Source organism: Paraburkholderia sp. A1RI_3L (assembly GCF_048957895.1).
GTDB lineage: Bacteria > Pseudomonadota > Gammaproteobacteria > Burkholderiales > Burkholderiaceae > Paraburkholderia > Paraburkholderia kururiensis.
In genome coordinates, this window is the sequence record NZ_JARCHA010000005.1 from 402,614 (window position 1) to 416,577 (window position 13,964).

Here is a 13,964-nt window from a genome sequence, read left to right on the forward strand (position 1 = left end):
CCGCTACCCAGCACCTCTACCCGGCACCCTTGCCCACCGCCTCTTCCGATCAGAACGTTTCGTGGATTTGATTACGCGCGAGATCGGCCTGAACCATCATCTGGCACAACTGCTCCAGCGAGGTCTTCGGTTCCCAGCCGAGCACGGCCTTGGCCTTGTCCGCGCAGCCGATCAGCAGGTCCACCTCCGCAGGCCGATAAAAGCGGGGGTTCACGCGCACGAGCACCTTGCCCGTGGCCACGTCGATACCCGTTTCGCGTTCGTCCTTGCCCGACCATTCGAGCTGATAGCCCGCCGCGGCGAACGCCATGCGCACGAAGTCGCGCACGGTTTCCGTGCGGTTCGTGGCCAGCACGAAGGTGTCCGGCTCCGCGGCCTGCAACATGCGCCACATGCCTTCGACGTATTCGAGCGCGAAGCCCCAGTCGCGCTTCGCGTCGAGGTTGCCCAGTTCGAGCACGTCGCGCTTGCCGAGCTTGATCTTCGCGACGGTATCCGTGATCTTGCGCGTGACGAACTCGCGGCCGCGCAGCGGCGACTCGTGATTGAACAGAATGCCGCTCGACGCGAAGATGCCGTACGACTCGCGGTAATTGATCGTGCTCCAGTGCGCGAACAGCTTCGCGACGCCATAAGGGCTGCGCGGGTAAAACGGCGTGTCCTCGCGCTGCGGCACGGCCTGCACTTTGCCGAACATTTCGGAGGTCGAAGCCTGGTAGTAGCGCGTGGCCGGATTCACGATGCGAATGCCTTCCAGCAGATTCAGCGCACCCACGCCCGTGACTTCCGCCGTCGTGACGGGCTGGTCGAACGACACGCCCACGAAGCTCTGCGCCGCGAGGTTGTAGAGTTCATGCGCCTCGGCGCGTTCAAGCAGCCGCAGCGTGGAGCCGAGATCCGTAAGGTCGTGCTCCACGAGTTCCAGATGCGGATGATCGAGCACGCCCAATTCTTCCATGCGCCAGAAGTTCACGGAACTCGTGCGCCGGTAGGTGCCGGTCACGTGATAGCCCTTGCTGAGCAGCAGCTTCGTGAGATACGCGCCGTCCTGCCCGGACACGCCGGTGATGATCGCTTTGCGTTGATTGCTCATGGAATGTGCCTTCCCTATGTCGGAGAAAATAGGTGCGCCCGAATGCCCGGGCCGTGCTTGTCAGGACTCAGGACTCAGGACTGGCCGCCGGGAACGTGCCCATGCGAGGCCGCGCGTTCGCCGCTGGTTTCGACAAGGTCTCGCGCGTGGCGTGCCGCGCTGCTCGCCGTTCGTCTTTCACCCAGAAGTTTCTGCACGAGCGGATCGATCACTTCGAAGTCGTGTCCGGCCTTCAGCCGGTACAGCTCGGGCTTCGGATGCGCGCCGTCGGACATCATGAGTTTCCAGTCGGCAAGCGTCTGGATCGACGCGTAGTGATCGACGAGCGGCACGTGCTGCTCCTGCGCCACCCGCCGTGTCATCGCGACCATGGCGCCCAGCTTCGCGTTGAGGCAGCCATCGGGCATCGGGTTCGACGTTTGCAGCACGGGCAGCTTGCCTGCGACGAGCGCGTCTTTCACGAGTGCGGTTTCGGCGGCATAGAACTGTTCGGGCGTCTGGTTGCGCATCACTTCGTTGATGCCGTAGTTGAGGGTCACGATCTGAGCCGGGGAGGACGCAAGGCGTTCCTTCCAGGGCGGATTGCGGCTGCTGCCGTCCAGCAGCTGGCTCGCCATCGTGCCGCCAATGCCGTAGTTCGCGACGCTCACGTGCTCGCCGTGCGCGGCGCGCAGGTCGTCCTGCAGGTAGGTCACGGCGTTTTGAGGACGCGGGCCGCAGCGGCCGTCCGCGCACGAAATGCCGAGCGTGGTGGAATCGCCGTAGGCTTCTATCACGACGTTGCCGTTGCTCTTCGCTGAATCGTTCGCTGTAGCGGCGAGTACAGTCGAAGGGACAGCGCCTGTGCTCAATGCCGAGACGCATGCGGCCATGGCTATCGCGGTGCGGCGAAGACCGCGCGTTGCCGCTTCACGCCGCACGCACGAGCCGGCACGCTTCATCAGGCGCTGGGTCAGGCGCTTCATCAGACGCTTCATGCGCGCGTCCTCGCCGCAGCTTGTGCAGTTGATGAGGCTTGCACCGCCGAGGTAGACCGCTCATGCGCAGACGCAGCCACTGGTGTACGGCCCGCACCGAAGATGAGCCGACGCTCGAACGCGAACCAGCTCAGGCTCGCATAGACGAGCGTGATGGCAAGCGCAATGCCCGCGCTCGCCAGGCGGCTGTGACCGAGCGGCCACACCGCGTAGAGCACGGTGAGGTGGATCAGGTAAATCGTGTAGCTCACCGTACCGATGTAGACCAGTACCGGATGGCACAGCACGCGCTTCACGATGCCTTTCGATTCCAGCGCGATCACGACGATCGACGTGCAGAGCACGAGCGAAATGCTGTAGAGCGCCGCGTTGGAAAGCGGCGTATTGGCCGCCCGAAAGCGCGGAAAGTGCAGATGCAGCCATGCGAGCACCGCGAGCGCCGCAACGAAGCCGAACACCGCGAGCGGCTTGAAGCGGCCAATCGCCTGCGAATCGCGTCGCGACACCACCGCGAGCAGCGCGCCCGCGGCAAGCAGATCCATGCGGAACGGCGTGAGGTAATAGATGGGCCAGAACGTATCGAACCACGGCGTAGCGAGCGCGCGCAGCAACGGCACCACGACGATCAGCGCCGCCGCAACGAAACCCAGCGCACGTTCGGAAACGAGCAGGACCACGAACGGCCAGACGATGTAGAACTGCTCCTCCACAGCGAGCGACCACAGCACGTTGAGACTGTCGTGCCCGCTCTGGCCCAGTGCGTCGCCGATATTGGTCGCAAAGAACGTGTACCACGGCCAGTACCTGGCCCAGCCGAGCCCGAACAGCAGCGACGACACCACCATGAGCAGCACGTACGGCGGCAGGATGCGCCGCGCGCGGCGCGCATAGAAGTAGCCGAAATAGGACACCTGGCGCGCCTTTCGGTCGAGCAGGATGCCGGTGATCAGAAAGCCGCTCAGCACGAAGAAGAGATCCACGCCCATCCAGAGCGGCGCCTTCAGCGCATGCTGCGCAAACACGGCGAGCACGGCGATGGCGCGCAGCCCGTCGAGCTGCACGATGCGCCGGCTGTGGGAGGGCGGGGCAGGCAAAGTACTCGCTGTCATGAACCGTCCACGAAAGTCGAAAGAAGCACGCGCAGAAGCAGCGGAAGGCGTCAAGGGCGCAACCGTCTTTGCGTGCAATTCGATTCTAGGGAAAAGAAAATGGCGAAAAAACGGAAATGAAACAGCGTGAAACAACGATTGAATCCGATGAATGGCGAAAACCTTTCCGGTAATTCATCACCCATTCAGCCGAAAAGATGTAAAACCGCCCGAGATAGGGCTGGCGCGGGAAGGGAATATGTCACGCGCACGTCATTTCATCGTGCATTGATGATCTTCGGGTTTTAACGAAATGACCTTTCAATCCTCTTCGCTGAAACGAATATTTTTGAATTATTTTCGATTTTCGTCGCGGAGATTTTTCCGCTTACTGTGATGCCTGTCCACGCGGACCGCCAGCCGGCCCGACGACCTCGGCGGTCCTCGTCGCCTCATCGCACGCTTTACTGACTGGAGGATGTGCTTGCCGCCGTTCGTCTTGCCATTGCGTTTGCAGTTGCGTTCGCGTTCGCGTCCCGACGCGTCGATCAGGCCGCTCGCGGCCACGCTCGTCTGTGCGTTCATGGCGGCATGCGCCGCCATCGCGCCGCACTCTGCACGCGCACAAGCAGCACAAGCCGAAGCGAAAGCGCTCGACGTGAAGACCTCGTGGATCGGCAACACGTTCGGTTACGGCGATGGCACGTGGGTGCAGATCAACATCACGGCGATCGCTGTTGCGCCGGACGGCAAGGTGTACACCAATGCGCCGTGGGACGAGAGCGGTGCCGAAATCAGCGTGTATCAGAACGGCAAGGCGCTCGGCTTCGCGGGCGGCACGCACGGTTGGGGCAACAGCGGCGGCAACGCAATTGCGGTGAACCGGCGCTATGTCTTTGCGGCCGTGGCGGTGGGCAACGAACGCGGGCGCCTGAAGGGCGCCGGCATCTGGCCGGACAAAGGACACCAGTGGTACGGCATTACGCGCCGCGAGATTGCGGACCCGAAGCAGGCGGCGCCTTTTCAGCCGCAGGCACAACAGCAGGCACAGCCGCAGGCAAAAGCCGCTGATCCTCATGCAAGGCTCGCCGCGAGCTTCCTGATGGTGAACGACGTGCCCACGCCGGGCACGAGCCCGGCAAACGCAGCGAGCGACGACAGCGCGAACCGCACCGGCACGACCAGCGAAATAGGCGGGCTTGCTGCCAACGACACGACGCTTTACGCGGCCAACACGGCGCGCAATCGCATCGAGGTCTACGATGCCGAGTCGATGATGCTGAAGACGAAGTGGGACGTGCCCGAGCCGGGCCGCATGGCGCTCGCGGCCGACGGCACGCTCTGGGTGCTCACCGGTACACACAGCGGGCGCGCGCCGCGCGTGGCGCACTATGCGGCCTCGGGCCGGGCCATCGACGACACGTTCGCCCTGCCCGCCGACACCGTGGCCGTCGATATCGCCGCGGATTCGCAAGGCCGCGTGCTGATTGCCGACAACGGTCCGCGCCAGCAGGTATTGATCTACAGCCGCAGCGCCGGACGTTATACGCAAACGGCGACGCTCGGCGAGCGCGGCGGCATCTTCGCGGGCATAGCAGGCCGTCCGGGGCCGCAGCGCTTCAACGGGCTCACCGGCGTGGGCGTGGATGCGCGCGGCAACATCTACGTGTCCACCAACGGCATCGGGCCGCCCGATAGCGCGAGCGGTCACAACGGCCCAATCGGCGCGGGTCTGGGCGCCACGCTCGAAAGCTATGCGCCCGACGGTCAGCGGTTGTGGCAATTGCAAGGGCTGCTGTTCGTGGATGGCGCGTGGGTGGATCCGTCGCGGCCGGACAGCGTCTACACGGGCAACAAGCGCTTCGTGCTCGACTTCTCGAAGCCGGTGGGCGAGGAGTGGCGCTACGCGGGCTTCCTCTCGAACCGCTTCCGCTATCCCGAAGACCCGGTCTTCAACACAGACCAATGGCCAGGGCTGCCCACGGTGCGCAGGCTCAACGGCCACACGTTCCTCTACCTCACCGACATGTATGCGGACCACCTGAAGATCTATCGCTTCGACCCGCAACGTGAAGGCGAAACCGCGATTCCCTCGGGCTTCATCGCGGGCCGCGCGAAGGCCGTGGCGCGCGTGCCGAATGCGCCGCCCGGCGGCGACTGGATCTGGCGTGACGGGAACGGCAACGGCCGCTTCGACGCCGACGAATTCGACCTCAACACGAGCGGCACGAAGCTCGCGGGCGGCTGGGGCTGGTGGATCGACACGGCCGGCGACATCTGGCGCACACGCGACGCGAAGGGGATCTTTCGCTTTCGCTTCGGCGGGCTCGATGCGAAGGGGAATCCTAAGTATTCGTACACGGACCTCACCGCGTATGCGGTGCCCGCGCCGTTCACCGAATTGCGCCGCGCGATCTACGAGCCCGAGACCGACACGCTCTACGCCACCGGCTACACGCCGGAGGCGCCGCCAGACCGTGCGTTCTGGAAGGAAGCGGGCCGCGTGCTGGTGCGCTACGACCACTGGTCGAGCGGCAAGCCCGAGGCGCGCTACACGGTCACGCTGCCGTGGAACACGCAGTCGAAGCCCATTGCCACGGCCATTGGCGTGACAGTGGAAGGGCAGTACCTGTTCGTGGTGGAGCCCGTGGGCGTGGTGCACGTCTACGACAAGGCGAGCGGCAAGGAAGTGGGCATGATCCGGCCGGGCCCCGAGGTGGGGCGCGCATCGGGCTGGGTGGATGTGCCGTTCGGCGTGAGCGCCTACCGGCGCAGCAACGGCGAGTACCTCGTCTTCGTGGAGGAGGACGCGCGGGGCAAGGTGATGATGTATCGCTGGAAACCGGCTTGATGGGTCGTTGAAGCCGATGCGGGCACGCAGGCCCGCACGTTCGCAAGCAATGGTCACGACTCGCCGCGACCCACCGCGAATATTTTTCTGTACGGGAAAACCCGGCTGCGCCGATTTTTTACGTGCTTTACTGCAGCGCGGCCTGCACGGCAGGCCGCCCGTTTCGGGCGAAGCCCGCCCTGGGCGCATGCACTTTCCACGCAAAGGCTTCATCTGATGGACAAAGGCATCCTCAAGAACGTCGCAATCAATTTCTTCGGGCTCGTGCTGCCGACCTTCGTGTCGCTCGTCACGGTGCCGTCGTACATCCATCTGCTCGGCGTGGAGCGCTATGGCGTGATCGCGCTCGTGTGGACGCTGATCGGGTACTTCAGCGTGCTCGACCTCGGCATGAGCATGGCGGCGCAAAACCATATTTCGAAGGCGCGTGCCTCCAACGATGAAGACGAATGCGCCGACGTGTTCTGGAGCGCCTTCTGGCTCAATCTGGGCACCGGCGTGATCGGCGGGCTCCTCATCTACTTCGGCGCGTTCATCTATACCGCGTACTTCACGAAGGTGCCGCCCGCGCTTCAACACGAGGTCTACATGGCGTTGCCGTGGCTCGCCGTGGCCATTCCGGTGGCGAACGTGTCGTGGGTGTTCGCGGGCGCGATCAACGGCGCGGAACGCTTCGGCATCTACAACACGAACCAGACTATCGGCACCTTTCTGTTCCAGCTGCTGCCGCTAGGCGCCGCCTGGCTCATCGCGCCGAACCTGCAGAACGTGATTGCGGCGGCCGTCGTGGCGCGCCTCATTGCGGCCTGGCTGCTCGGACGTTCGGCGCTGCGCGTGCTGGGTCTCACGCGCATACGCGGGCCACGGCTCGGTACGTCGAAGGCACTCTTCAGCTTCGGCGGATGGATGCTCGTGGCCAGCGTGACCAACATGGTGGCCGAATCGCTGGACCGCGTGCTGCTGGGCACCGGTCTGGGCGCACGCTTCGTCACCTATTACACGGTGCCGCAGAACCTCGTGACGCGCCTCAACATCGTGCCCAACGCGCTCGTGCGCACCCTGTTTCCGCGCTTGTCCGCCGTGCGCCGCGACCATGCGGACGAGATCGCGCGCCAGTCCCTGGAATTCCTGAATGGTGTGTTCACGCCGGTCGCGCTCGTAGCCACCATCGTGCTGGAGCCGTTTCTGCGGCTGTGGGTGGGCAACGTCATCGCAAACGAAGCGGCACCCGTGGGCCGCATTCTCATCATCGGCGTGTGGCTGGTGGGGCAGGCCAGCGTTACGCGCATTCTCATCCAGTCGCAGAACAACCCCGCTGCGGCCGCGCGCGTGGGGCTCATAGAACTGCCCATCTTCGCGGGGCTGCTGTGGTTCGGCATCGCGCATTTCGGGCTCGCGGGCGCGGCGGTCGCGGTCGTGACGCGTGCGCTGTTCGACTACGTGGTGCTGCTGTACCTGAGCCGCATTCACATGCGGCCCATTCTGCTCGACATGCTGCCGCATCTCGCGTTTCTTGCGGGCAGCCTGTATCTCGCGAGCCTCGTGCCTACGCTCGCCATGGCCATTGCCGCCTGCGCGGCGGTGGTGGCCGCCAACGTCGTGTGGTCGGTCACGACGACACCCGCGCTGCGCGAACTGGCCCGTTCGCTGCTGGTGCGGCTGAATCCGAGGAAAAGCGCATGAATCCCGAACTGCTCGAACCCGCCGCTCTGCAACCGGTGCCGCTCGCGCGCACCGAGGTTTCCGATGCCGCCGTGACACCGGCTGTGCCGCGCCGGTCCATACCGGCACGCCGCACGCCCGCGGGCAACCGGCCCGTGCGCATCGCGATCGTGCATGACTGGCTCGTCACCTATGCGGGCGCCGAGCGCGTGCTCGAACAGATCGTGGCGTGCTTTCCCGAGGCGGACCTCTTCGCGCTGGTCGATTTCCTCGACGACCGCACGTTCCTGCGCGGCAAGCCCGTGACGACCTCGTTCATCCAGAACCTGCCGTTCGCGCGCACGAAGTACCGCTCGTACCTGCCGCTCATGCCGCTTGCCATCGAGCAGCTCGACGTTTCAGGCTACGACGTCGTCATCTCGAGCAGCCACGCCGTCGCCAAGGGGGTGCTGACGGGACCGGACCAGATCCACATCAGCTACGTGCATTCGCCGATCCGCTATGCGTGGGACCTGCAGCATCAATACCTGCAGGAATCGAAGCTCACGAACGGGCCGAAGTCCGCCGCCGCGCGTTTGATCCTGCATTACATCCGCACGTGGGACATCCGCACGGCGAATGCCGTGGACCACTTCGTCGCCAACTCGGAGTTCATTGCGCGGCGCGTTCACAAGGTCTACCAGCGCGACGCGCAGGTCGTGTTTCCGCCCGTGGACGTCGAGGCATTCACGCTCAACACGCAGAAGGACGACTTCTATCTCACCGCCTCGCGCATGGTGCCGTACAAGAAGATCGACCTCATCGTGGAGGCCTTCGCGCAGATGCCCGAGCGCAAGCTCGTGGTGATCGGCGACGGCCCCGACATGCAGAAGATTCGCGCGAAGGCGGCGCCCAACGTCGAGATCATGGGCTATCAGCCGTTCGCTGTTCTGCAGGACCGCATGCGTCGCGCGAAGGCATTCGTGTTCGCGGCCGAAGAGGACTTCGGCATTTCAGTGGTCGAAGCGCAGGCCTGCGGCACGCCCGTGATCGCGTTCGGCAAGGGCGGGGCGCTGGAGACCGTGCGCGATCTTTCGGAGCCGAAACCCACGGGCCTCTTCTTCGACGAGCAACGCGCCGATTCGATCGTGGCCGCCGTCGAGGCATTCGAGGCCAACGCACGCGCGTTCTCGCCGGTAGACTGCCGGGCGAACGCCGAGCGCTTTTCCATCACGCATTTTCGCGAACGCTTCTTCTCGCTCGTGCGCTCCGCCGTGCCTGCGCTCGAAGGCGCGACGCTGCCCGCGCTGGGGCAGCCGCCCGGCCTCGATGAATCGAAGCCTTCGGCCGCGGCGCGCGCGCTCCGTGTGCTCGCGGTGGACCAGAGCGGCGTGCTGGGTGGCGCCGAACTTTCGCTGCTCGAAATCGTGAAGGCACTGCGCGAGCGTATCGAAGTGGTGCTGTTCGAAGATGGACCGTTTCGCACGGCGCTCGATGCCGCGGGCGTTACGGTCAACGTGCTCGAGGCGGGCGCATTGCGTGCCGTGCGAAAGCAGGGCCGTGCGTTGCCGAAGGGCAAGGTGCTGGCGAGCGTCGTGGGCCTTGTGCGCAAGACTGCGCGACGCGCGCAGAGCGCCGATGTGATCTATGCCAACACGCAGCGCGCCATGGTGATCGGCGCGCTGGCGGGCCGGCTCGCGAAGCGGCCCGTGGTCTGGCATCTGCGCGACATCGTGAGCCCCGCGCATTTCGGCGCGGCGCAGCGCACCATCATCAAGTGGTGCGCAAAGCTCGGCATTGCGCACGTCATCGCGAATTCGCATGCCTCGGCGAAGGCGTTCGCCGCGCTCACGCAGTTCGACGAATCGCGCATCGACGTGGTGTTCAACGGCATCGACGAAGCGCCGTTCGAGGCCCTGCGCGAGGTGCCGCCGGCGCGCTTGCGGGCACGCCTTGGGTTGCCGCAGGACGCTTATCTGGTCGGCTCGTTCAGCCGCCTTGCGCGCTGGAAAGGGCAGCACGTGCTGCTCGAAGCGATGGTGCTCAACCCGCAGATGCATGCGGTGCTGGTGGGCGCGCCGCTGTTCGGCGAAGACGCTTACGAAGCAGAACTACGTGCCTATGTGCTCGCGAAGGGCCTCGGCGAGCGTGTGCATTTTCTCGGCTTTCAACGCGACGTCGCGGCCTGCATGTGCGCCGTGGATGTCGTCGCGCATACCTCGATCACGCCCGAGCCTTTCGGGCGTGTGGTGGTGGAAGGCATGCTTGCCGTGCGCCCGGTCGTGGCCGCGCGCGACGGCGGTGTGCTGGAGATCGTGGAAGACGGCGTGAACGGTCTCTTGTGTGCGCCTGGCGATGCGCACGCGCTGGCCGATACGCTCGCCGAACTGCGCGCGGACACCGGGTTGCGCGAGAGGCTGGTCGCCAACGGCTTGCAGACCGCGCGGCGGCGCTTCGGCACGAAGACTTATGTGGACGGCGTAGAACGCATTTTGCGAAAGGTCGCTGCCCCGCAGGCGAAGGGGTAGCTTCAATCACGGAGCATCGGTCATGGTGGCGGAACAGAAGAAACAGAACAAAACAGGGACGCGCCAGCGCGCCGGCGAATCTGCCGAACAGCGGGTCGCGAAAGACGTTCATGAACGGGTTCGTACAGCGGGTCTCACGCGTATTGCTCGCGCTGTGATGGTTGTGGCGATGGCGGCCACGGTCGGCACCATGGCAACCATGGCACCCGATGCTCACGCGCAATACACCACCGACTGGCTCGCGAACACCTACGGCACAATCGCCGCGCACGTGGGCAACGGCGCGCGTTCCATGTGGGTCTCGCCCGAAGGCGTGATCTACACCTCGTCGTTGTGGGACGAGAACGAAGGCGGCGTCGCGATCTACCAGAACGGTCAGAGCGCAGGCTCGATCGGCATTCACAGCGAGTTTCAGGGCAGCGCGATCACGGGCAACGTCACGTCGATCTTCGCGGCGCTCCAGTACAGCACGACCTACGGCAGCGGCGCAGTGGGCCGCTATAACCGCACCACAGGCACGCGCGATCTGCTGATCCAGGTGAGCGCGTGGAACGCGGTGACGCGCGGCGACGTCATCACAGGGCTCGCCACGGCGGGCTCGCTGTTGTACGCCAGCGATTTCCCAGGCAACCGCGTGCGCGTGTACACCACCGACGGCACCTGGCAGCGCGACATCAATATCACGGGCCCCGGCGCACTCGCCGTGGACAGCACCGGCAACCTCTGGGTCGCGCAGCAGAGCGCGGGCGCCGTGACCGAATTCAGCCCGACCGGCCAGTTGCTCAACACGATCCAGATGGCGACGAACGCACGCCCGTCTGCGCTGTACTTCGACGCATCGTCAGGTCAACTGATGGTGGGCGACGAAGGGCCGGACATGAACATCAAGCTTTACAACGTCGCCGCTACGCCGACGCTCGTGGGCACCTTCGGCGTGACGGGCGGCTACCTGGACAGCACGACCGGCGTGAAAGGGCAGGTAGGCCCCAAACGCTTCACGCGCGTGGTGGGCATCAGCAAGGACGCCGCGGGCAATCTCTACGTGCTCAACAACCCCTGGGGCGGCGGCTGGGACCTGGGCCGCAACGGCGCCACCGACATTCACTCGTACGATCCGGCCGGCAATCTGCGCTGGAAGCTGCAGGCGCTCAATTTCGAGGCCGCCGCTGCGCCCGATCCGGTCACTGACGGCGCGTTCTTCTACAGCGGCAACGAGGTCTACACGGGAACGGCGGGCGGCACCTATGTGGCGAACACCATCGATCCGTTCACCTATCCCACGGATCCGCGGCTCGACATGAACGACACGCAGCGCGGCCAGCACTTCGGCCAGCTCGTCGCCGTGAACGGCAACCGCATTCTGGTCGCGTCGGGCCAGAATCCGGGTGCCTTCAATTTCTATCACTTCAACCCGGCAAGCGGTTACGTCGCGATACCGGACGGGTCGCTGCCGGGCACCGCGTTCAATACGACGCGACAGGTCACGGGCGGCTTCTGTATCGACAGCCGTGGCGATATCTGGGCGGGACTCGACCGCACGAACCACATCTATCACTATCCGCTTACCGGTTTCGATGCGAGCGGCAGGCCCACATGGGGCACGCCCATTACGATCCGTATTCCGACGAGCGTCCGCCCGCTCACGCGCATCATCTACCTGCCCGAGAGCGACACGATGATCCTCGCGCAGGGCATTGCGGGCAGCTGGGACTGGACGGCGATGAGCACGCGCATCGAGGTCTATCACGGGTGGAATGCAGGCAACACGACCACGCCGAATCCCGTCATCACGCTTACGAGCGCCAACGCGAAGTCGATGGCGGCGGCGGGCCATTATCTCTTCCTCGGCTACGTGCATACCGTGCCGAACATCGACGTGTTCGACCTCAACACCGGCGCGCTCACCACTACGCTCGTGAATAACAACACGAGCGCGATGGATGTGGGTAACGACGTGGACTCGATGTATGGCGTGCGCGCCTACCTGAGCTCGACCGGTCAATACGTGATTACGAAGGACAACTACAACGGGTCGAGCCTCGTGGTTTATCGCTGGACGCCTTGAGGCGTTGCCAGCGGTTTGGCCGCGCGCGGCTTGAGGCTCGCGGACCAGCGCATGGCAGGCAGTTCGACGATGCGATAGAAGAGCCAGGCCACGGGCAGCACGGCGAGCATGAAAGCGAACGACGGCCAGATCGCAAGCTGCAGTTCGGAGCGGAAGAACAGCGAGCCGAGCAGCACGAAGATGGGCAGATGGATCAGATAGAGCGAGTAGCTGAAGTCGCCGAAGCGTGACAGCACGCTGAGCGCGACCCCCGGCGCACCGTTGCCTGTGCGTGCCGCCGCGCCGCGCGAGGCCGCTTGTGTCGCTTGTGCCGCTTGCCGGCCAAGCGCCGCGTAGAGCCAGCACGCGAAGCCCGTGGCCCAAAGCTGGAATGCACCGTACTGGCCGAAGTGGAATGCGCCGCAGCCCAGCACGATGAGCGCGGCCGCAGCGGCATACCAGAGGCGCGACGGCTGCCGACGCGGCATAGCGGTGCCCGATGCGACGGGTACAGAGGCCGCTGCAGGCCGCATGGCACCCGCGTCGGCAATCCACGCGCCCAGCATCCACGAGAGCCAGTACGACGTGAAGAACTGCAGATCGTGCCGCTCGAGCAGCCAGGCCGAGGCCACGTTGACGAGTGCGACGAGCGCCACGAGCGCAGGCATGCCGATCCGCTTTCTGAGCGCGAACACGAGCGGATAGACCGCGTAGAACTGGATTTCGAGCGAGAGCGTCCAGAGCGCGCCGTTCGAACCATAGGTCTTGCCGGCCACGCCTTGCAGCGAGAACAGATTGACGAGGAACGCCTGCAGCCCGATGTCGCGAATCTTGTGGCTCACGGGCGGCAGTTGCAGGCTGATGGAGTCGAGTACGAACGTGAGAATAAGGGCGGCCAGCAGCACCGGATAGATGCGCGCGAAGCGGCGCGCCCAGAAATTGAGGGTAGGGAGCCGGTAGCCTGGTTGTGCCGCGAGCCGCTGGGCGCCGCCGCGGTGAATGCAATAACCGCTGATCACGAAAAAGATCGGCACGCCGGCGGAACCCCAGGCAACCGGCAGCGTAAGCCACGCGGCAATTGCGCCCGGCGTGAGCGCGTGTCCCATTGTCTGATGGAAGCTCTGCATGCCGACCCACACCACCTGGCGGCAGTGGAAATAGGCGACGAGCAGCGCTGCGAAGCCGCGCATGGCGTCGATGAGGTGTTCCTTGCCGGCTGCCGCGTCGACATGGAGCGTGTCGCGAAGCGTTTCGCGGACGGCGGCGACGCGCAGGGACGAACCGGCGGCATCGAGTGCGGGATCGCTCATTCGGGTCCTCGTGACGGATAACGGGTGATGACAGGCGCGTCGATGCGCCTGCCCCAATCGTAGTGCAGCGGGATGGCCAAAAATGCAGCGAAAAAATGGATAAAAAATCGCGTTGTAACCTGACGCAAAGATGTCGCCCGGAAATAAAGCCATTCACAGGAAGCAGGCTTTCGGCGGGATTTCGTCCTGAATTATTTGCCGTTTTTTTCGTGATAACTTGAATCTTGGTGAATCTCGCATTCTTCTGTTCAAGGGTAGAGCCATGAATCTGCATCTACTGGCGGGCATTGCCGTCATCCTGATTCTCGTGGCCGCTTCGGCCTACCGGGAAGCCTTGCGCAACGAGCCGATCCGGCGCTTTACGACGTCTTCCGGCAAGTTGCCGGACGCCGACGAAACCGAGTAGACTGGCGCTCTGCTCGGGTATGCGTG

The 13,964-nt window shown here is 64.6% G+C and carries 9 protein-coding genes; 5 read left to right on the forward strand and 4 right to left on the reverse strand.

Going from position 1 to position 13,964, the window contains the following annotated elements; genetic code table 11:
- Positions 1–49: 49 nt before the first annotated feature.
- The 3 genes from gmd to PXJ20_RS17195 form a co-directional block, all read right to left on the reverse strand.
- A complete protein-coding gene (gene gmd / locus PXJ20_RS17185) occupies positions 50–1,093 on the reverse strand; it encodes a GDP-mannose 4,6-dehydratase (RefSeq protein WP_017773923.1) in 1,044 nt (347 codons plus the stop codon).
- A 74-nt stretch (positions 1,094–1,167) separates the two neighbouring features.
- Positions 1,168–1,965 (reverse strand): SGNH/GDSL hydrolase family protein, encoded by a 798-nt coding sequence (locus PXJ20_RS17190; RefSeq protein ID WP_421030912.1) that lies wholly within the window; start codon positions 1,963–1,965, stop codon positions 1,168–1,170.
- Positions 1,966–2,066: 101 nt separating this feature from the next.
- Positions 2,067–3,179: an acyltransferase family protein gene (locus PXJ20_RS17195; protein ID WP_413211844.1), complete on the reverse strand. Its 1,113-nt coding sequence runs from the start codon at positions 3,177–3,179 to the stop codon at positions 2,067–2,069.
- Positions 3,180–3,741: 562 nt separating this feature from the next.
- Between PXJ20_RS17195 and PXJ20_RS17200 the strand changes: the two genes are divergently transcribed.
- The 4 genes from PXJ20_RS17200 (at position 3,742) to PXJ20_RS17215 (ending at position 12,243) form a co-directional block, all read left to right on the forward strand.
- Positions 3,742–6,009 (forward strand): hypothetical protein, encoded by a 2,268-nt coding sequence (locus tag PXJ20_RS17200; RefSeq protein WP_421030911.1) that lies wholly within the window; start codon positions 3,742–3,744, stop codon positions 6,007–6,009.
- A gap of 216 nt (positions 6,010–6,225) precedes the next feature.
- A complete protein-coding gene (locus PXJ20_RS17205) occupies positions 6,226–7,692 on the forward strand; it encodes a flippase (protein WP_413211842.1) in 1,467 nt (488 codons plus the stop codon).
- Positions 7,689–10,178 carry a glycosyltransferase family 4 protein gene (locus tag PXJ20_RS17210; protein WP_421029271.1) on the forward strand — a complete coding sequence of 830 codons (2,490 nt, stop codon included), beginning with the start codon at positions 7,689–7,691 and terminating at the stop codon, positions 10,176–10,178. The genes PXJ20_RS17205 and PXJ20_RS17210 overlap by 4 nt, the downstream gene beginning before the upstream one ends.
- Positions 10,179–10,368: 190 nt before the next feature.
- Entirely contained in the window at positions 10,369–12,243 is a 1,875-nt protein-coding gene (locus PXJ20_RS17215; RefSeq protein ID WP_421029270.1) for an SMP-30/gluconolactonase/LRE family protein, read from the forward strand.
- On the opposite strand, the gene PXJ20_RS17220 is transcribed toward PXJ20_RS17215, so the two are convergent.
- Positions 12,225–13,532 (reverse strand): acyltransferase family protein, encoded by a 1,308-nt coding sequence (locus PXJ20_RS17220; RefSeq protein ID WP_421029269.1) that lies wholly within the window; start codon positions 13,530–13,532, stop codon positions 12,225–12,227. The two genes, PXJ20_RS17215 and PXJ20_RS17220, sit on opposite strands and share 19 nt — an antisense overlap.
- 262 nt (positions 13,533–13,794) lie before the next feature.
- On the opposite strand from PXJ20_RS17220, the gene PXJ20_RS17225 reads away from it, so the two are divergent.
- Positions 13,795–13,938 (forward strand): hypothetical protein, encoded by a 144-nt coding sequence (locus PXJ20_RS17225; protein WP_017773931.1) that lies wholly within the window; start codon positions 13,795–13,797, stop codon positions 13,936–13,938.
- The last annotated feature ends 26 nt before the right edge of the window (positions 13,939–13,964 follow it).

Bases quoted from the DNA above. Each gene is read 5' to 3' on its own strand.
- PXJ20_RS17210 (WP_421029271.1), top strand. From the start codon at position 7,689: ATGAATCCCGAACTGCTCGAACCCGCCGCTCTGCAACCGGTGCCGCTC.
- PXJ20_RS17190 (WP_421030912.1), bottom strand. From the start codon at position 1,965: ATGGCCGCATGCGTCTCGGCATTGAGCACAGGCGCTGTCCCTTCGACT.
- PXJ20_RS17205 (WP_413211842.1), top strand. From the start codon at position 6,226: ATGGACAAAGGCATCCTCAAGAACGTCGCAATCAATTTCTTCGGGCTC.
- PXJ20_RS17220 (WP_421029269.1), bottom strand. From the start codon at position 13,532: ATGAGCGATCCCGCACTCGATGCCGCCGGTTCGTCCCTGCGCGTCGCC.
- PXJ20_RS17225 (WP_017773931.1), top strand. From the start codon at position 13,795: ATGAATCTGCATCTACTGGCGGGCATTGCCGTCATCCTGATTCTCGTG.
- PXJ20_RS17215 (WP_421029270.1), top strand. From the start codon at position 10,369: ATGGCAACCATGGCACCCGATGCTCACGCGCAATACACCACCGACTGG.
- PXJ20_RS17195 (WP_413211844.1), bottom strand. From the start codon at position 3,179: ATGACAGCGAGTACTTTGCCTGCCCCGCCCTCCCACAGCCGGCGCATC.
- PXJ20_RS17200 (WP_421030911.1), top strand. From the start codon at position 3,742: ATGGCGGCATGCGCCGCCATCGCGCCGCACTCTGCACGCGCACAAGCA.
- gmd (WP_017773923.1), bottom strand. From the start codon at position 1,093: ATGAGCAATCAACGCAAAGCGATCATCACCGGCGTGTCCGGGCAGGAC.